Source organism: Shewanella decolorationis S12, assembly GCF_000485795.1.
GTDB classification, from domain to species: domain Bacteria; phylum Pseudomonadota; class Gammaproteobacteria; order Enterobacterales; family Shewanellaceae; genus Shewanella; species Shewanella decolorationis.
The window spans coordinates 95552-114530 of sequence record NZ_AXZL01000053.1 but is presented as its reverse complement, the minus strand read 5'-3'; the positions used below and the strand labels follow the sequence as shown (position 1 = coordinate 114530).

Genomic DNA, 18979 nt, shown 5'->3' with positions numbered 1-18979 from the left:
GATAGGTCAGGTGTGTAAGCGTTGTGAGGCGTTGAGCTAACTGATACTAATGACTCGAGAGGCTTAACCATACAACCCAGATGGGTTTTACTAAGTAGTACTTAGACGAATACAAACACTTAAGAAGTGCACTCAAACAGCTTTCCGAATTCATTTACTGCCTGCATGAGATAAGACGGGTAAGTAAATAGCAAATTTGCTTGGTGACAATAGCATTGTGGTCCCACCTGATCCCATCCCGAACTCAGAAGTGAAACGCAATCGCGCCGATGGTAGTGTGGGGTCTCCCCATGTGAGAGTAGGTCATCGCCAAGCGCCTAATTAAACAATGAAGCCAGCTGAATAAGCTGGCTTTTTTGTTTTTCGCGTTTGCCATTTCAAGGTTCAATTCTTCAAGCTTGTGTTGAGTTTAGATTCCTAGCTCTTATCCCGTAGATTTTATTATTTAGTCTAAAATAGCGGCACTTATGTTAAGTCTTTTTGCTTAGTCATCGGTTTCCCGTTAGCATACGAGGCGTCCATTTCTTTATTGAAGATATTTGGCTACCCATGCTTCGCAAACTCTCGCTCGCCGTATTGATACCTGCATGTATGCTGGCACTGTATTTAGTGTTAGTAACGGCTGAGTATTTTTATGAGAGTGAGTTGGTGCGTAATGAATTAGCCGATCGCCAAGTCAGCCAGATCAAGCAGCAGTTATTGCGTATGCAAGCCGTGGTGCAATCGGCGCAAGCATTACAAGACATAGAACGGATCGAGCAGGAAGTCTCTCTGGCAACCTTAGATATGAACGTCATGGTTTATATCTTACTGGACGCAAATAGTCGGATCCGCTTTGCAAATCATACCGTTTGGCGTGATAGCAATGCCATCGAGGTTATCGATGGATATGATGTAGTTAAGCATCATGCGGTGGTGCAATCCGGTCAAGCGAGCATTTTGGTGAATCCTGAGCGGTTGTCTATTCAAGCTTATTATCCTGTGGAAGCTCAATATCCCGGCGCTACAGAGCTCGTCTATCTCGAGTCTGATTTAGCGCCTCTAGTTGCGAGAGCTTCTACCGAGTTACAGCAACGATTTATGCGTGTCTGGGGGCTTGGGGCGCTGCTGCTAATCGGTTTTACCTTCGTTTTATATTATCTGCTAATCCGCCCATTCAAGATGTTGAGTCAATCGGCCAAACACGTTGGAACTCCCGAGTTTTCAACTCAAGTGCCTTGGAGCGCGTCCGAGGTTTTATCCCTACAGACAAGTCTGCAGCAGGTTCATGAGCGCTTAGCGCGAGCCGTTAAGCAGCTCAATGACAGTGAGCAACGTTGGTTGTTTGCGGTCGAAGGCTCGCGAAATGGTATTTGGGATTGGGATATACGGACTGGCGAGGTGTTTTTGTCTGATCGCTGGAAGGAAATGATTGGCTATCAGCCTGACGAACTCGAAGGCGCATTCCAGACTTGGGAGAGCCGTTTGCATCCCGATGATAGACAAAGCGTGCTGGATTGCCTACAGGAATATGTCAGTGGCAAGACAAAAGAATTTGAGAGTGTGCATCGTTTACTGCATCGCGATGGCCATTATGTCTGGGTATTCGACCGTGGCATGTTGGTCGATTGGGATCATCTCGGTCGTCCCACTCGCATGATCGGTATTCATGTGGATGTGTCTGAGAGTGAGCGAAACCATGCCGCTATCGCCGAGTTGGTTAAGCAGTCTGAGTCTGACGATAGAATGCTGCCCGAAGCTTTTATGCAACAGTTATCCCAATATATCAGCCAACGACCCTGCACAGGTCATTGGGGCGCGTTATTGTTACTCAATGTGGAAACTCATACTGTTAGCAATACGCTAACACCCCACGAACTTGATCGCTTGTTGTCGCAACTGAATGCGAGGCTCTCAAGTTATTTTGCTGAAAATATCCTGGTATCCCATATCGAGCTTGGGCGTTTTGCCATTTTGACCAAAGAGTTGGCGGCTGACGCTACGATGGCCGGGCGCAGAGCCTTGGCGTTAGCAACCGAGTTAAGGCACATGACGACGCGTCCATTCCATCAAGGCGAGCAAAGTGACAGCTTCAATGCCGATATTGGTATTTGTTTATTGGATTCGGTTGAAACCCTCGCTCCCGAAATCGCACTGCGCCGCGCCGAATTGGCGCTGCAACATGCTCATTCGCTCGAGCAGGCCGGTTGTGCCTTCTATCATCCTGATTTAGAACATATTCAAGATCCCGAATTGTCGTTATGCCAGCAATTAAAGCGTGCGATTACAGACAATCAGTTGTCATTGATGTTCCAGCCCGTTGTGGATATGCAAGGGAAGATAGTCGCTGCGGAAGTCTTATCCCGTTGGCATTTAGCCAACGGTGATATTATCCCCGTCGCTAAGTTTATTGGCCTCGCCGAGCGCCATGGTCTGATTGCATCACTCGATTTAAATGTGGCTACGCGCGTTTGCCAGTTGATTAAACAATTTAAACAGCAGGGCATTAGCCTGCCTCGTTTAACTTTGAATATCAGTACTTTATCTTTCTGCCAAGCTGATTTCGTCGAGCAATTAGTTGCCTTAACCCGTCGCTATGAATTGGATGACAATCAGCTGGGGATTGAGTTAACTGAGAGTGCATTACTAACATCAGCCTCCTTTATTCAGCCGAGGATCAGTCTGCTTGCGGAAGCTGGAATTGCGATAACATTAGATAACTTTGGTGCGGGACAAGGCGCCTTGAGTTGCTTGCGTCACTATCCCTTGAATGAGGTGAAGCTCGATTTACATTGTGCCGCTAACTTAACGACGGATACGAGCTGGGGCCAAGCGCTGATTCAGTCGGTACAAGCCTTTAACTTGTCTATCGTGGCCAAAGGTGTCGAGTCACCACAGCAACAACAACTCTTTAGCCACTTAGGTTGTACCCACTTCCAAGGCTACAATATTGCGCGTGCCTTAAGTGTTAATGACTTTAAACAGCTTGTTTGTCCACGTCCCTTGTTGCGTAGCGTTTAAAAAAGTCGAGCGCGTAATTAAGCGCTTGATTACGGTAGCTATCTTTCTCCATAAAAATCTCATGGGCAGCCCCTGCAATCACTTTTAATTGGCAATTTGAGCTTACCGCCAGATTTTGTGCTGCATTGTCGACAATCTTATCTTCACTGGCCTGCAGGATCAGAATAGGCGTACGGATATGTGCTGTGGCCAAGACACAGGCATCGGCCGCATCTAAAGATTCAGTCAGCCAGCGGTTAGTGGGGGAGCCTAACTGCAGCTTTGGCGCCGCATCGTACAACTCTCGGTAGGCTTGATAACGACTCTGGCAATGGGTGAGATCATTGCCCTTAAAGGGAGCTGCCTTATAGTTTTGCCCGCTGAGGACATAGTTAGGTTCCCCGCCGTTGAGACTGGCATCGAGTTTACTCGCAAGCCAACGGACAAACCCTTTCGGCATAGGTAACTTAATACCATACATGGGAGCGGATAATGCCGCCGCCGTAAACACATCCGGGTGTTGTTTAAGATACAAGGTGCCGATAGCGCCGCCCATAGAATGCCCGAGCAAGAACAGTGGCGAAGTGGCATGTTTGAGTACAACGGTTTGCATAAACAGAGCAAAGTCGTCGATATAGTCGTTGAACCGCCGCACGTGGCCTTGATGGGGATTTGCCGTCATGCGACTCGATAATCCCTGGCCGCGGTGATCTATAGCAAATACCGAATAGCCTTGCTGGTACAAATCAAAAACGAGTTCTTGATACTTTAAGTAGGACTCAACCCGGCCACTGCTGATGACTATGCTGGCATGGGCCTTGGGATGCTTGACCATCATGTAGGCCAAGGTTAATCCATCGGGCGTTTTGAGAGTGTCTTGGACAACGGTTTGCCAGAAGGCTTGCTGTTCAGAAGTATTTAAATCGTGTTCCGTTGAAAAAGCTACCTTGGAAAACTCTTCCCTTGGAAAGTTTAGGGGCGTTTGGCTCATACTCTGTCGCACATCTCGGGCAAAAAGGTTTGCTAGAGTGTATCAGAGAACTGGGGCGGGCAGGAAAGGGAGCAGGAAAATACCCGCTCCCTTGGGATGAGCTTAAATCGCGGCTTTTTGCGCTTCGATAAAGTCGTTAATTTGTTGCTCCAGCACCGACATAGGCACAGAACCATTTTCTAATACCGCGTCGTGGAAGGCGCGAATATCAAATTTATCGCCTAAGGCTTGCTCGGCTTTCGCGCGTAGGCGTTTAATGGTGAGCTCACCAATTTTGTAGGAGAGCGCTTGTCCCGGCCAGGTAATGTAACGGTCAATCTCAGTCGTCACATTGTGGAGCGATAACGCCGTGTTGCTCGCCATAAATTCGATGGCTTGCTCTCGGCTCCAACCTTGGGCGTGCATCCCCGTATCGACAACGAGACGAGCGGCGCGCCACATCTCATAGGTTAGACGACCAAAGTTACTGTAAGGGTCTTGATAGAATCCCGCTTCTAAGCCTAAGTACTCGCTATACAATCCCCAACCTTCACCAAAGGCCGAAATATAGCTGTAGCGACGAAAATCAGGCAATGAGCTCAGTTCGGAGTTGAGTGAAATCTGCAGATGATGCCCGGGCACCGCTTCGTGCAGCGTTAGCGCTTCGAGTTCATAGAGAGGGCGCTTATCTAAGGCGTAGGTATTTACCCAGTAGTAACCCGGTTCGTCATCACGATTAGATCCTGAATAACGGCCTGAGGTGTATTTAGGAGCGATTTCGGCCGGCACCGGCGCGATACCGTAGGGTTTTCGCGGCAATTTACCAAAATATTTGGGCAACATGGCATCGGCTTTTTTGGCAATAAATGCCGCTTCCTTCAGGAGCTGATCCGCACTGGTGGTGTAAAACTGGGGATCGGTTCTTAAGAAATGTAAAAAGTCGGCAAAGCTGCCTTTAAAGCCAACAGACTTAATGACTTGCTCCATTTCCTGGCGGATACGCTTCACTTCTTTTAAACCGAGCTCGTGCACTTCGGCCGAGGTCATATTTAAGGTTGTGTAGTAGCGGACGCGATTCTCATAGAAGGCATCACCATCGGGTAAGCTGTTGGCGGCAATATTTTCCCGAGTGTTGGGCATATACTCCTGAGTCATAAAATCATAAAAAGCCTGATAGGTTGGGAGCACATTCTGCTCGACCGATGCTCGGCCTTCTTGGGTCAGTTGCGTTTTTTGCGCCTCAGTAAAGTGGCTTGGGTATTGAGTAAAAGGCTTGAAATAACTGCTTTTCTCTACCGGTAAGATGTAAGCACTAATGCTGTTTTCAAATCCCTTAAGCGTGGCTTTAGGCGGTGTAATACCTTCCTTTAGTCCTTGTTTTAACCAATGGGTTTGCTGGGCAAAATAGGTCGGTAGTGCCTTGAGCTTGCCTAGGTAGTTTTGGTAATCCTCTAGGGTGTTGAATCGCCCTTGCGCAATGGAGGATATATAGGCGTGGAAGCCACTCTCTGCGGTGATCGGCAGGTAGTAATCCTTGTATTTATACAGGTCGACCTCGTTTTGGATCTGATCTTCGAGGATTTGGGCATTGATTTTATCCTCTTTACTCAGTTTGCTGCGATCCAGCGCTTTCAATTGGGCGAGAATGGCCATTTGTCCCTGATTGAGCTTAGCTAAGGCTTCTGGAGACAGATCTTGCAGTTTACCCGCAGCACTCTTATCCCCCATTCCATAGGCCATTTCTGGGCTGGCACTGAGTAGGAGTTGCCAACTTTGAACCACAATTGCTTGCAGTGCTGGGGCCATAGTCTTGGCTGTGGACTGCGCAACGGCTACCGTTGTTTGTTTGGTGGATTCGATTGGGGGCTGAACCGCGCTACAGGCACTAAGTGCGCAAATCAGTAAGCTTGGGGTAAAGAGTTTATGCATGATTTATCTCGGATATTTTCGTTGTTATTGAACTCATTATGCCTGAGGTTTACCCCAGATTGTTGTACGCATATTAAGCAGAATTGTGACTGAATGTGAATTTAAATCCCGCCCTTAGCTAAGTGCCACCAAAGAATGCGTGTTAAACTTAGGGTCCGCCCTAGACCAAATAACAAAAGCATTGGCTGGGTAGTTCACATAGGGGTTAATTATGATCAATACATCCATTCCATTGGTGGATTTGCATCGTCACTTAGATGGTAACGTGCGAGTGAATACCATTTGGGAACTCGGACACCAACACGGCATTGCTTTACCTGCCGATTCTTTAGAGACTCTCGCGCCATTTGTACAAATTCAGGGGAAAGAAACCAGCTTAGTCGCCTTCTTGAAGAAGCTTGACTGGATGGTGGCAGTGCTAGCTGATTTAGATGCGGTAAAACGTGTCGCCTATGAAAACGTGGCCGATGTGGCGTTATCTGGCCTTGATTATGCGGAGCTGCGTTTTAGTCCATATTACATGGCGATGAACCATAAACTACCGATTGAAGGTGTGGTTGAAGCGGTTATCGACGGGGTGAAAGCGGGCCTGAAAGATTACCAAGTTAAAATCAATCTTATCGGGATTATGTCGCGCTCATTCGGCCAAGCAGCTTGTACTCAGGAGCTCGAAGGCCTGCTCGCCCATAAACAACATTTAGTCGCGATGGATTTAGCCGGCGATGAGCTAGGCTTCCCTGGCGAATTGTTTAACGAGCACTTTAAGCGAGTGCGAGATGCGGGCTTAGCCATTACCGCCCATGCGGGGGAAGCGGCCGGTTCACAAAGTATGTGGCAAGCGATTCAGGAGTTGGGCGCGACACGTATCGGCCATGGTGTGAATGCGATTCACGATCCTAAGCTGATGGAATATCTCGCTAAACACCGTATCGGTATCGAATCTTGCCCAACCAGCAACCTGCACACGTCGACCGTGGCTTCCTATGCGGAACATCCCTTCAGAACCTTTATGGATGCTGGTGTGTTGATAAGCCTTAACACCGATGATCCAGGCGTGAGTGCGATTGATATCAAGCATGAATACCGGATTGCCAAGTCAGAACTGGGACTAAGTGATGCTGAGTTGGCTCAGGTGCAACGCAACGGGGTGGAAATGGCATTTTTATCCGAGAGCGAGCGCAAGGCGCTGTACGCGGCTAAAGCTTAAGTAAACGGCTCTTTTACCCAATAAAAAATCCGACATTAGAGTCGGATTTTTTTATTGGAGATGCGTCTGTGTTAGATCACACGGGAGAACTGTTGTTGACGCGCTTTTTGACGGTAGTAAAGGTCGAAGCACATACAGATATTGCGGATCAACAGACGGCCAGTGGGGCTGATAGTGATCTTTCTGTCGGTTACCTCGACTAACTTATCGTCGATAAAGGTTTGCAGCAGTTTTAAGTCTTCGGCGAAGTATTCCTCAAACTTAATACCTAGTTTTTCGTCCATTTTTGCCATATCTAAATCGAAGTGGCAGATCAGTTGTTTGATCACTACACGGCGGATTTCGTCGTCACGGTTCAGGCTACAACCTTTCCACAGTGCATGTCCGTCTTTGTCGATGGCTTCGTAGTAAGGACGAATGTCCTTCTGGTTTTGCGCATAACAATCGCCGATTTGGCTGATAGAAGACACGCCAAGACCTAGCAGGTCGCATTCTTCTTGGGTGGTATAACCTTGGAAGTTGCGGTGCAGTTTGCCTTCGCGTTGTAACTTAGCCAGCTCATCGTCAGGCTTAGCGAAGTGGTCCATACCGATGTACTGATAACCCGCGCCAGTTAAAGTTTCGATCGTTTGATGCAACATCTCGAGTTTTTGTTTTGGCGAAGGTAAATGTTCATCTTTGATCTTACGCTGCGCGGCAAAACGCGCGGGTAAATGAGCATAGTTGAACACAGATAGACGATCGGGCGACAGGTCTAACACGCGCTGCATGGTGGCGGCGAATGTTTCGGGTGTCTGATGTGGCAGACCGTAAATTAAGTCGATATTGGTTGAGACAAATCCCATGGCCTTGGCTTTGGCCATTAAATCGAAAATAAATTGCTCGTCCTGCTCACGGTTAACCGCGACTTGTACTTCTTTATTGAAGTCCTGCACCCCGATAGAAATGCGGTTAAAGCCCGCTTCTTTTAAGGTATCGAGCATTGAAAGCTCAATCTCACGCGGGTCAACTTCGATAGAGAACTCACCTTCAGCGGCAAAGTTAAAGTTAGCCTTGATTAAGTCGGTTAACTTCAGAATTTGCTCAGGATTTAAGAAGGTTGGAGTGCCGCCGCCCCAGTGCATTTGGGTGACTGTGTAGTGCTTAAACAGCGGAGCGCGCTTAATAATTTCGTGGCTCAAATACTCGATATATTGATCGGCCTTGTGGGCGTGGCGAGTAATAACTTTATTACAGCCACAGTAGTAGCAAAGTTTGGCGCAGAAGGGGATGTGAATATACAGCGACAGTTTGTCACTCTTACTGTTTTCAATCGCCGTTAACAGGTTTTGTTCAGTGAATGAATCATCGAACTCCAGCGCCGTTGGGTAAGAAGTGTAACGGGGACCGCTGTAGTTATATTTTTCGATCATCGACTGATCCCAGCTTATCTGAGTGGGCTGCTTCAAGGCGTGTCCTCCGAGGGTAAATTAGCAACAAGCGAAGTATGCAAGGTTCTTAGCCAAATAACCTTGATCTAGGTTGTAAAAATGATGTCTGTCCTTTTAGAAGTTACGCAATATCTATGAAAAAGGAGCTAATGTCTGTTGTTTTTTGGAGGTTTTGTGCACAGGCTCACGTGAAGCCGTACTCTGTGTGGGAAAAGAAATGCGGGAGCGATTGGGCCTCAAAGCCAAGGTTTTGGCCTTGAGGTTAATGTCGTCAGCTTAATGTGGGGCTTTTAATTGATAATTTGAGAGCTTTTTGGCATCGGCAGTAATACCCTCGGCCAGTTCAGCTTCAGATTTCATGCGGACAAAATCGAGCTTCATGCGTTCTTGCTTTGGCAGGGCTTGGCGAGCTTCCATAATCGGGTGATCTTTAATCAGCTCAAAGTGTTGGAAGAATGCTGGGAACTCAGGTGCCACGCGCTCGCTTAAGGATAAAATTTCAAATAAACGGCCAATCCTCACTACGCCTTCAGAGATTTCGCAGCGGTCGTCAATCATGGCGGTGGCGATATAACGAATATCTTCTAGTACTTGGGCGCGCTTCGCGTTAGCCGCTGCTTCACGCTCGGCAGTGAGCGCCTGTTGGCGTTGTTTCTGTTGCTTGAGCTTGAGGAGTAAGAAAGTGGCGTAACTACTGAGGGCAACAATGATGATAAAACCAAGCAGGATAAGAGTGGTAGACACGTAAACTCCTTGTTTAGACTGCATAAAAACAAAGGCTGAGCGCTTTGTTTTTATGCATATTCTAAGATTTAAAACTTATCTTGATAATCTTTTAGTAGGTCGGCACCGGATTCAAAGCGATCGAACAGGTCATCATCTGAATCGACTTTAGATTTTTTCGCTGGCGCTTCATCTTCTAACTCATCGCTGATACCCAGTTTAATCATCAGGGCTTCAATCTTGTTCAGCTGCTGATCTAACCATTGTTGGTCGTCATTGCTTAAGTTACGGCCTTCTTCCAGCATATCGAGTAACTGGTTCAGTCTTGGATCTTCTTCCAGCTTCAACAGTTTTTGCTCGTCGGTTAACTTGGGTTGCTTAACCTTAGGTGTGGCTGGCTTTTCTGTTGCAGTTGGTAAGGCCAATGCCACAGGCTTTTTGCTGCCATGGCGAGGATCTTTCTTCTGTGCAGCCTTTTTCTGTGGTGCTTGAGCCTGGATCAGCGCCTCATTATGACGACTGCCAGACTTGTTGCCCTTTTCGGCGCGCTTGCCAGTGACTTCTGCACGGTCCTGCTTTTTCACTCTTGGCTGTAATTTAGGGCTATTCTCGCCGCCCTTGCGTGTTTTCTTGCTACGAGACATGATTTTCTCAATTGTTTACAACGTGTGGCCTAGCCGATACGGGATCGACTCGGTACTAAATTCGGTCGGCTGTTATACCAGATTATGATGTTTTTTGCATCAAAACGAGGTCTTTCGCGGCAAATAATAGTTCAAAATCGCTATTACTCGCTAGGTATTCAAAGGTTTGTCTTTGGTAAAAACTCACGTGAGTGAGATTGTTTTTATAATGCCATTTAGCAAAGCCTTCTAAATCAATTAATAAGGGTGTGCTAATCGCTAACCAGCCCCCCGATTTGAGTAAACGGGTCAGTAAACTCCATTCTCTACTGGGGTGCTGAAAATGCTCAAAGACTCGGTAGCAACAAATAAAATCATATTCTTGCTTAAGTGTTTCGTGGTCGGGCGCGAAGAAAGGATCATACTGCTTGAAAGTGTGTCCCGCCGATTCAATGGTCGCCAGACTGGTTTGATCTAACACGCGTCCAAAATTTAAGCCCGTGAGGCTCCCTTTTTGCTGCAATTGTATTTGTGTCAGTAGCGGTAAAATAAATTGCGAGAGTTGGCGCTGTTTGGCGGCAATCCGCGAACGGCCATAACGTTGTTTTTCTGCCGCGGGAGGAAGATGGCTATTTGCGTCGGCAAAGGTGAGTCCGCATGTCTGGCAAACATAAAAACACCGTTTCTTGTCCTGAAGGAGCAACAGTGTTTGCGTGCTATGACAAAGGGGACATCTGCGCATTGAGTCAACTAGAAAAGTATTAAGGTCTTGATTGTAACAATTATATTGCGGAAGTGCACTTTCGGTGCTGGATGTATGCTGGTGGAGAATCACAAAGAAAAAAGGCGGCAGTTAAACTGCCGCCTTACAAACGGTGCATTTTGCACCCTATTCTGATTCCAAGTATCCTTACTTGCTATGCGACTTTCCCGGTCGGTATCCTTCTTTTTTTTACTGCTTTCCCTGCATCATTTTAGTTATCGGTCTTCCAGACACTTAATTAGTTTCTGTTGCCATCCAGACCACAGTTTCCGTAGATGGTCTCAAGACACATCTTTATTACAGCGTCATCAATGACATTAAGTTAACCATCCATGTTGCTTGAAGTACCTTCCAGTGATAACAAGCTTCCAGCCAGTGCATCCAAAGCTATTAGCTTCCTTTGCTACAGTTTGAATCATTCAAACTGTGTCCTGATGGGGCAAGTTACCCTGAGTGTAAGGCGATTTGCTTATCGCAAATTGGCGTTATCGGCCATCCCTTACAAAAATGTACTGACCGGGATTTCAAGGCGAAATCACTGCTCTTATTATTATTAGAGAGTGGTCTTAGTTATATTATTGTTATTGAGAGTCTTTATTCTTATATCTTGAATGTTAATTATACCGAAATCTGCAAGTTATTATTAATTTATTTGTACAAACAGATGGGTTTATCTCGGTACGGGGCTTATTAAACCCAAATCTGTGATCTATGTCAAGCATGAATCTTTATCAGTTTACGTTAACGTAAACTTTGTGGCGATAAAAAAGGGTGACAGTGCACCCTTTTTTATCGCTAAAACCTATTTCAGGTTAGCAATGTACTTAGATAATGCTTCGATATCACTGTCGCTTAACTTTTTCGCGACATCTTGCATCATGCCGTTGAGATCGTTGTGGCGACCTGCATCACGGAACTTAGTCAGTTGGATCTTGATGTAGTTAGCGTGTTGACCGGCTAATGCTGGGAAACCAGCTGATTCAGCACCTTTAGCATCTGGACCATGACATGCCATACAAGCTGTGATGCCGCGTGATACATCGCCACCTTTGTAAAGTTTTGCACCTAGCTCAGGAACATCTTTCGCTTCAGCAACTTGGATTGCTTGGCTAGAGAAATAAGCGCTGATATCAAGAATATCTTGATCGCTTAGAGGCATTGCCATACCACTCATGATAGGATCCATACGACCATCTTTACCGCCAGATTGCGCCGCACTACGGAAATCATGTAGTTGCTTTTGGAGGTATGTGGCGTGTTGGCCCGCAAGCTTAGGGTACATATCGATCATACTGTTACCGTCCATGCCGTGACAGGCAGAACAAACGATAACTTTAGTTTTTCCCGCTTCAGCATTACCTTCAGCAATCGCAGGTGAAGATATGGCGGCAACTACAACAGACAGCGCAAGAGCTAACTTTTTCATGGCGTTCCAACTTCTGGTTAAGATTATTATCCTGAGCTTACTAGGGTGACCCGCAAGCGTGGTAAAATATGTTTAATGTGATCGGGGTAATATTTTACACGAAAACGTGGAAAAGTAAGCAATTCTTCATAAATTATGGTATTGCGCAGTAAATATATTGGAGTAAATAGTGACTGAATCTCATATAGATTTTCGCAGGGCGAAGTTTTTAATCAGTGCACCTGACATTGCACATTTGGATCAATATCTGCCCGGCGACGTTGGTGTTGAGATTGCTTTTGCTGGTCGCTCTAATGCCGGAAAATCGAGTGCACTCAATGCATTAACTGAGCAGAAAAACTTAGCGCGTACCAGTAAAACCCCGGGGCGCACTCAGCTAATTAACGTATTTGAACTCGATACGCAGCGCCGATTAGTCGATTTACCGGGTTACGGCTTTGCCCAAGTGCCTCTAGCCATGAAATTAAAGTGGCAACAATCCCTCGGCGAATATTTGCAGAAGCGTGCGTGCTTAAGTGGCGTTGTGGTATTGATGGATATTCGTCATCCGTTGAAAGATTTGGATATGCAGATGATCGAATGGGCGGTTGCGAGTGAAATTCCAGTACTCGCATTACTGACTAAGTCCGATAAATTGGCGCAAAGCGCGAAGATGAAAACCGTGAACGAAGTGCGTAAAGCGCTGGTTGAGTTTGGTGATTGGGTACAGGTTGAGCCTTTTTCTGCGCTCAAGGGCACGGGCAAACCTAAAGTGCTGAGTATTCTAAATGAATGGTGTCATCCGCAATGGTTGGCCGATGAGTTAGAAAACCAAGACGACGCTGAGTAAGCCTTTTGCTTTATGGTCGGATGCCACTAGCGCATTCGGCCATCTTCCCCTGCAATATCCCCTTATAAAACATCTATTTCACCCTGTAAATTTTGGGCAAAAAAATAGCCGATAACATTAGTCACCGGCCAAAATTTTAGCTCTTTTGGGGAGAAGCTAAATTCAACAAGACTCAAGCACCATCAAATTACCTTCAATGGTTCTCAATGAAGACAGCATACATCGAATTTACCTTTTATTAAAGTAAATACTCTAAAATTTACTCGCCTTTGTTGAAATCATCCCTAGACTGAAAAAAGAGCAAAAAAAAGCCCCAGCAAACAAGTTGCTGGGGCGCCAGAATTTGGCTCGTCACTATAAGTGAAATAAAGGTCTGAAAGATAGAACATCTTAACCTCTGTACCCTACGCAGTGAATAATACGCTATTTATCTCTAAATGGAAAACAGTTTTTTTGAAAAAGTGATAATTGTGTGCGGTAGATCTCAAGTTTTAGGTGAAAAAACCAGCTGTGTTTGATCTAATATTTTCACAAAAGACATTTAAACCACTGATTTCGCTAAATTGACCGTATTTTTAGTACAGAACTGATCAATTCTTCAGATTTAATGTTTTTACTCTATTTTGGTGATTGTTCTTGGTTGTATCCATCAGCGAACGATTGTTTAGGCTTGTATGGAGTGTCACGCGGATAGCTGGTTGTGCTTATAGCGGTGTTGAAGCTGTGAGAATTGAGGAGGGATGCATTAGTGACGGGGTGCATTGTACGGTGAGTCAAATGCTGCTTCCCGCTCTTGAGGGGGGAGCCATCAGGGGATTCGCCTGAGTAAACAACCTTTCCTCATCTTGTTCTCTGCAGCGTTGATTTTTGCGACACCTAAGAGTTGCACCAAATATAAAGGCCCATCCTGTAAAGAATGAGCCTTAGTACGAGTCAGCAACGAGTGTTAGAAGTTAAAGTCTAGCGTTTGAATGCTAGTGGGCTTGGTCCCAGTTATCGCCAATACCAGCTTCTGCCAGAAGTTCCACATCCAGATTGGCTGCTTTTGCCATAAGTTCACACACCTTGAGCTTGAGTGTTTCGGCTTTATCTGCATCGACTTCGAATACTAATTCGTCGTGGACTTGCATGATCATTGCGATTTCACCTTGGGTATCGGTTTTTATCCAATCGGCAATGCTGATCATGGCTTTTTTAATGATATCCGCGGCGGTGCCTTGCATTGGGGCGTTAATCGCGGCTCTTTCTGCTGCTTGGCGGCGCATTGCATTGCGGTCGCGAATTTCGGGTAAATACAGGCGGCGCCCAAATAACGTAGAGACATAGCCAAGTTCTGCTGCACTGGCTCGTGTTTCTTCCATATACCTTAATACGCCTGGATAGCGAGCGAAGTAAGTGTCGATGTAAGTTTGTGCCTCGTTGCGGGGAATGTCGAGCTGACGCGCCAATCCAAAGGCGGACATGCCATAGATAAGGCCAAAGTTAACGGCTTTGGCGCGGCGACGCTGCTCCGAGGTGACGCTGTCAAAGTCGGTGCCAAATACTTCGGCGGCGGTGGCTCTGTGAATGTCTTTACCTTCAGCGAAGGCTTTGAGTAAGCCCGCATCTTGGGATAAATGCGCCATGATCCGTAATTCAATCTGCGAATAGTCGGCGGCCAAAATCTTACGTCCTTGAGGCGCAATAAAGGCTTGGCGAATACGACGACCTTCCTCGGTGCGGATAGGAATATTCTGTAGGTTTGGTTCGCTCGAGGACAAACGCCCCGTTGCGGCGTTGGCCTGATGGTAGCTTGTGTGTACCCGACCCGTTTTCGCGTTCACCATTAGAGGGAGCTTGTCGGTGTAAGTACTCTTTAGCTTGGTTAGGCTTCTATGCTCAAGGATCACTTTAGGCAGAGGGAAATCCAATGCCAACTCAACCAGTACTTCTTCCGCGGTAGAGGGGGCGCCCTTAGGGGTTTTTTTGATGACCGGATAACCCAGCTTTTCAAAAAACAGCACTTGTAGTTGCTTTGGTGAGCTTAAATTGAATTTTTCACCTGCAATATCATAAGCTTTTGTTTCTAACTCATCGATTTTACGGGCAAGTTCATCACTCTGTTGGCCGAGCAACATACTATCGATAAACACACCTTGGCGTTCAATATCGGACAGTATTTGGATCAGCGGCAGTTCAATATCGGTAAAGACTGAGGCTAATTCGGTCTCTTTTTCGAGTCTTAGCCACAAATGTTGATGTAGGCGTAGGGTAATATCGGCATCTTCCGCCGCATAGGGCGCTGCTGTTTCTAACGGAATTTGGTTGAAGGTCAGCTGTTTAGCACCTTTACCTGCGATATCTTCAAAGGCGATATTTTTATGGCCTAGGTATTTAAGCGCCAACCCATCCATATCATGGCGTGATGCTACCGAGTTAAACACATAGGATTCGAGCATAGTGTCGAATACCACACCTTGGAGTTGTATGCCTGCATTGGCCAATACGCTGATATCATATTTCAGGTTTTGACCGACTTTTTTGATCTTGGCGTCTTCGAGTATCGGGCGCAGTTTTTCGAGAGCGGTTTGCTTGTCTAATTGTTGAGGCGCGCCAACATAATCGTGGGCTAAGGGCAGATAGGCGGCTTTACCCGCTTCAACAGCAAAGGACAGGCCAACCAATTCCGCAACCATATAGTCGAGGCTGGTGGTCTCGGTATCTACGGCCATTAATGGCGCTTGCTTGAGTTTGGCAATCCACTCATCGAGCTGAGCTTCGGTCAGAATCGTATCGTATTGGGTTTCAATCGTGACGCTGGGCGCTGATTCTTCTTGGGGTTCGGTCGTTTCGACTTTTGCTGCGGCCGTCGTTGGCGCCTTATTATCTAAGACTTCGGCAAGCCAGCGTTTAAATTCCATTTCGCCATAGCATTTGATCAGCTCATCCCTGTCAGCGGGTTTGGCTTCGAGTTCATGCCAATCTTGTTCGAGCTCAACATCGGTTTTAATGGTGGCAAGCTCATAGGACAGTTTTAGCATGTCGGCATTGTCGATGATTTTCGCCGCCATGGTTTTTGCGCCCCTAAAGCCTAATTCGGTGACTTTTTCGGGCTCTGCAAGCAAATTGGCGACACTGCCCGCCCCTGTGAGCATGGCTAATGCGGTTTTTTCGCCTACGCCGGGTAAACCGGGAATGTTATCTGCCTTGTCGCCCATCAGCGCCAAGAAATCGATAATTCTGTCTGGACCAACACCATATTTAGCCGCAACCTCTTCAGGGCCCATGATGGTATCTGTCATGGTGTTGATCAGCGTGATATTTTCATCAACCAGCTGCGCCATATCTTTATCACCAGTGCTGATGAGTACGGCGCGGTTTTCGCGGCTCGCTTGGCGAGCGATTGTGCCGATAACATCGTCCGCCTCAACACCAGGAATAGAGATTAAGGGCAGGCCTAAGGCACGGATAATACGGTGTAGTGGTTCAATTTGTGAGCGCAGGTCATCCGGCATAGGTGGGCGATGCGCCTTGTATTCTTCATATAAGTCATTACGGAAGGTTTTGCCTTTAGCGTCGAACACCACAGCGATATGGCTAGGTTGATAACGGCTTAATAAACTGCGAAGCATATTCACTACGCCATAAACAGCACCAGTAGCTTCGCCCTTTGAGTTTGTCAGGTGAGGAGGCGCATAATAGGCGCGATATAAATAAGAAGATCCATCCACAAGGACAAGTGGGTTATTGGCTATGGTAGGCATAAGTAATTTTCGTTTATCGATGACTTAGATGGCGGTAAGCATGCCACAGATACGGTATTTCAGCCACGGCAAATTGACTCTCAGCCTGTGGATAACTCTGTGAGTGAAAAAGTCAACTGTGAATAATGGCGATGTTTACGGCTTGGTGCGATATTTTTAAGTTGTTGATTTTTATATTTTTAAAATATTTGTGTGAGTTCAATACTGTTTCTTGAAAAATCTTCCTGATTTGTGGATTTTTTCTTGACTCCGTAAAATACCTAAAGGCTGCGTTAATTTTCACCGACCCTTAGATTCGACGAACTAAGTTAGCATGATTTTTAAGCAGATCAACCATTTTGTTTACAGTTTGTTAAAACCAAATGACATAAGAAGGATATTTATAATGAAAAAAATCGCAGTATTGCTCAGTGGGTGCGGTGTTTTCGATGGAACAGAGATCCATGAATCGGTTTTAACGTTATTATCTCTGTCGAAAGCGGGGGCTCAATATCAATGTTTTGCTCCTGATATCAATCAGATGCATGTTGTTAATCACTTCACGGGCGAAGTAGACAAGACGGCGACACGAAATGTGCTAGTTGAATCGGCACGTATCGCCCGTGGCGAAGTAAAAGCAACCACCGAACTCGATATTACCGATTTCGATGCACTGGTTATCCTTGGTGGATTTGGGGCGGCGAAAAATCTGTGTAACTTCGCCACTAATGGCAGTGAGTGTGAAGTGAATCCACTCGTTACTGATTTTATTAATGAATTTATTCTAGCGAAAAAGCCTGTCGGCTTTATTTGTATCGCGCCTATGATGATCCCGCGTTTATATGGACACGGCGCTAAGGGCACTATCGGTAATGATGTGGATACGGTAGCAGCCTTTAATCTGATGGGCGGCCATCATCAGGCGGCGACTGTGCATGATATCGTGGTGGATGAGGCGAATAAGATTGTCAGCACACCCGCTTATATGCTGGCGGGGAACATTGCCGAGGCGCACTCTGGCATCGAGAAGCTGGTCGCCAAAGTATTAGAGCTGGCCAAGTAACAGCGCCTAAATGCAGCAGGGTAAGCCTTTGGGCTTACCCTGCTTTTTAATCGAGCATGGAAGCAATCGCGGTGAGTTAGCGAGTGACTTTACTGCGACTATCGAACCAGCCTTGGGCGAGACCTATCAGTAATCCGCCAATATGGGCGCCATTCGCTACTGACACGCCTAAGAAGTCCGTAAAGCCTAACACCAGCCAAATCAACATAAATCCCATGTAGGAGGGCGGTAAACCTATCCCCGCAGCGGGTTTGCGGATCCCCATAACCCAAGTGTAACCGGCGACGGCATACACTACGCCCGACAGCCCGCCAAAGTTGGGGCCGCTAACATAGTATTGGACGACATTGGGTAAAGTACCGGCGACCAGTAGCAGGATTAACAGCGGGGCTGTACCTATGCGAGTCTCGATTTTTCCACCCAAATACCACCACCAGAGTAAGTTGAAGATGATATGCATGGCCGAAAAGTGCATCAGGCTTGGGGTAAACACGCGCCAGAATTGACTAACATTGGTGTCAGGCACCGCACCGAAATAGGAGAGTGTTTCATAAACCGGGCCGCCGAAGCCTAAATTCATCGCGGCATAAATCAGTACACAGAGGCCAAAGATGATAAGAGTAACTGGGCCTGCACCTGTGATAAATTGCGCAAAAAGCTGTAAAGAAGGGGCGCCATAGTCGAGCTTAGTATGAGTATCACCATGCTCCCACGAGGCTTGTAAGTATTTGTTATCGTAAGGATGGGCGATAAAATGGGCGAACTCTTTACGGGCTTGCTCGGCATCTTGATCGCGGATAACCAGAATAGCGACTCCCTGCGGCAATGGCTGAATCTGGCAGTCTATCTGTTCACCTTTGAGGTAATCGACAAAGGCCTGCGCGGCTCTGCTGTTGGGGAGTCTGCCAATCTCTATCATGCATTGGCCTCATGCCAAGCGCTAAAGCCACCATCTAGGCTATAGACATCATCAAAGCCTTGTTCACAAAGGTATTGTGCGGCATTTTGGCTGCTGATGCCATGGTAGCAAACCACCACTAAAGGACTGTCCATATCCGCTTGGCCAATAAAGTGCGCCAGATTCTCGTTATTCAAATTAAATGCGCCATCAATGTGGCCGTTGTTAAAGCTGTGACCATCGCGAATATCGACGATTTGCACTGGCTTTGACTCGGTCATTTGCACTAATTGATTAACGCTAAGGTGTTTAAAGGAAGACATAATAAAACCTGAAATAACTGAAAAGGGATAAGCGATGGGATAAGTGTGCAACATGGGGCTGCATGTGTACAGCCCCATGATTGGCATCGCTGAG

Annotated in this window: 14 protein-coding genes and 1 rRNA gene; 5 read left to right on the top strand and 10 right to left on the bottom strand. The window is 46.6% G+C overall.

Annotated elements, in window-relative coordinates; translation table 11 throughout:
- Positions 1–199: 199 nt before the first annotated feature.
- Both rrf and SHD_RS05595 read left to right on the top strand, forming a co-directional pair.
- Positions 200–315, top strand: a 5S ribosomal RNA gene (gene rrf, locus SHD_RS05600).
- A gap of 234 nt (positions 316–549) precedes the next feature.
- Positions 550–3000, top strand: coding sequence for an EAL domain-containing protein (locus SHD_RS05595; protein WP_023266207.1), 2451 nt, complete (start codon positions 550–552; stop codon positions 2998–3000).
- Here the strand turns inward: SHD_RS05595 and SHD_RS05590 are convergent.
- Both SHD_RS05590 and SHD_RS05585 read right to left on the bottom strand, forming a co-directional pair.
- The gene (locus SHD_RS05590) at positions 2957–3970 is read right to left on the bottom strand and encodes an alpha/beta fold hydrolase (RefSeq protein WP_023266206.1); all 1014 of its coding nucleotides are present in this window, start codon (positions 3968–3970) and stop codon (positions 2957–2959) included. The two genes, SHD_RS05595 and SHD_RS05590, sit on opposite strands and share 44 nt — an antisense overlap.
- Before the next feature lie 102 nt (positions 3971–4072).
- Entirely contained in the window at positions 4073–5878 is a 1806-nt protein-coding gene (locus SHD_RS05585) for a DUF885 domain-containing protein (protein WP_039977632.1), read from the bottom strand.
- Between the two features lie 211 nt (positions 5879–6089).
- Here SHD_RS05585 and add point away from each other — a divergent pair, with 211 nt between their 5' ends.
- Positions 6090–7085: an adenosine deaminase gene (add, locus tag SHD_RS05580; protein WP_023266204.1), complete on the top strand. Its 996-nt coding sequence runs from the start codon at positions 6090–6092 to the stop codon at positions 7083–7085.
- A 71-nt stretch (positions 7086–7156) separates the two neighbouring features.
- On the opposite strand, the gene hemN is transcribed toward add, so the two are convergent.
- The 5 genes from hemN to SHD_RS05555 all read right to left on the bottom strand — a co-directional run bounded on the left by hemN (position 7157) and on the right by SHD_RS05555 (position 12050).
- Positions 7157–8533, bottom strand: a complete 1377-nt coding sequence (hemN, locus tag SHD_RS05575) for an oxygen-independent coproporphyrinogen III oxidase (RefSeq protein ID WP_084294842.1) — start codon at positions 8531–8533, stop codon at positions 7157–7159.
- A 258-nt stretch (positions 8534–8791) separates the two neighbouring features.
- Positions 8792–9259, bottom strand: coding sequence for a DUF2489 domain-containing protein (locus SHD_RS05570; protein WP_011624631.1), 468 nt, complete (start codon positions 9257–9259; stop codon positions 8792–8794).
- Positions 9260–9327: 68 nt separating this feature from the next.
- Complete coding sequence (gene yihI, locus SHD_RS05565; RefSeq protein WP_011718820.1) at positions 9328–9882, bottom strand: Der GTPase-activating protein YihI; 555 nt, start codon at positions 9880–9882, stop codon at positions 9328–9330.
- A gap of 82 nt (positions 9883–9964) precedes the next feature.
- Positions 9965–10603: a class I SAM-dependent methyltransferase gene (locus SHD_RS05560; protein WP_039977643.1), complete on the bottom strand. Its 639-nt coding sequence runs from the start codon at positions 10601–10603 to the stop codon at positions 9965–9967.
- An 823-nt stretch (positions 10604–11426) separates the two neighbouring features.
- Positions 11427–12050 carry a c-type cytochrome gene (locus SHD_RS05555; RefSeq protein ID WP_023266200.1) on the bottom strand — a complete coding sequence of 208 codons (624 nt, stop codon included), beginning with the start codon at positions 12048–12050 and terminating at the stop codon, positions 11427–11429.
- A gap of 169 nt (positions 12051–12219) precedes the next feature.
- Between SHD_RS05555 and yihA the strand changes: the two genes are divergently transcribed.
- On the top strand, positions 12220–12879 hold the full coding sequence (gene yihA, locus SHD_RS05550) for a ribosome biogenesis GTP-binding protein YihA/YsxC (RefSeq protein WP_023266199.1): 660 nt from the start codon (positions 12220–12222) through the stop codon (positions 12877–12879).
- A 974-nt stretch (positions 12880–13853) separates the two neighbouring features.
- Here yihA and polA read toward each other — a convergent pair.
- Positions 13854–16622 carry a DNA polymerase I gene (polA, locus tag SHD_RS05545; protein ID WP_023266198.1) on the bottom strand — a complete coding sequence of 923 codons (2769 nt, stop codon included), beginning with the start codon at positions 16620–16622 and terminating at the stop codon, positions 13854–13856.
- 385 nt (positions 16623–17007) lie between these two features.
- Between polA and elbB the strand changes: the two genes are divergently transcribed.
- Positions 17008–17664 carry an isoprenoid biosynthesis glyoxalase ElbB gene (gene elbB / locus SHD_RS05540; RefSeq protein WP_039977630.1) on the top strand — a complete coding sequence of 219 codons (657 nt, stop codon included), beginning with the start codon at positions 17008–17010 and terminating at the stop codon, positions 17662–17664.
- Positions 17665–17740: 76 nt separating this feature from the next.
- Here elbB and glpG read toward each other — a convergent pair whose 3' ends face one another.
- Positions 17741–18583 carry a rhomboid family intramembrane serine protease GlpG gene (gene glpG, locus SHD_RS05535; RefSeq protein WP_023266196.1) on the bottom strand — a complete coding sequence of 281 codons (843 nt, stop codon included), beginning with the start codon at positions 18581–18583 and terminating at the stop codon, positions 17741–17743.
- The gene (glpE, locus tag SHD_RS05530) at positions 18580–18885 is read right to left on the bottom strand and encodes a thiosulfate sulfurtransferase GlpE (RefSeq protein WP_011718813.1); all 306 of its coding nucleotides are present in this window, start codon (positions 18883–18885) and stop codon (positions 18580–18582) included. The genes glpG and glpE overlap by 4 nt, the downstream gene beginning before the upstream one ends.
- Positions 18886–18979 lie beyond the last annotated feature (94 nt).

Excerpts from the sequence above, each read along its gene's own strand:
- SHD_RS05595 (WP_023266207.1), top strand. The coding sequence starts at position 550 with ATGCTTCGCAAACTCTCGCTCGCCGTATTGATACCTGCATGTATGCTG.
- SHD_RS05590 (WP_023266206.1), bottom strand. The coding sequence starts at position 3,970 with ATGAGCCAAACGCCCCTAAACTTTCCAAGGGAAGAGTTTTCCAAGGTA.
- SHD_RS05585 (WP_039977632.1), bottom strand. The coding sequence starts at position 5,878 with ATGCATAAACTCTTTACCCCAAGCTTACTGATTTGCGCACTTAGTGCC.
- add (WP_023266204.1), top strand. The coding sequence starts at position 6,090 with ATGATCAATACATCCATTCCATTGGTGGATTTGCATCGTCACTTAGAT.
- yihI (WP_011718820.1), bottom strand. The coding sequence starts at position 9,882 with ATGTCTCGTAGCAAGAAAACACGCAAGGGCGGCGAGAATAGCCCTAAA.
- SHD_RS05560 (WP_039977643.1), bottom strand. The coding sequence starts at position 10,603 with ATGCGCAGATGTCCCCTTTGTCATAGCACGCAAACACTGTTGCTCCTT.
- SHD_RS05555 (WP_023266200.1), bottom strand. The coding sequence starts at position 12,050 with ATGAAAAAGTTAGCTCTTGCGCTGTCTGTTGTAGTTGCCGCCATATCT.
- polA (WP_023266198.1), bottom strand. The coding sequence starts at position 16,622 with ATGCCTACCATAGCCAATAACCCACTTGTCCTTGTGGATGGATCTTCT.
- elbB (WP_039977630.1), top strand. The coding sequence starts at position 17,008 with ATGAAAAAAATCGCAGTATTGCTCAGTGGGTGCGGTGTTTTCGATGGA.
- glpG (WP_023266196.1), bottom strand. The coding sequence starts at position 18,583 with ATGATAGAGATTGGCAGACTCCCCAACAGCAGAGCCGCGCAGGCCTTT.
- glpE (WP_011718813.1), bottom strand. The coding sequence starts at position 18,885 with ATGTCTTCCTTTAAACACCTTAGCGTTAATCAATTAGTGCAAATGACC.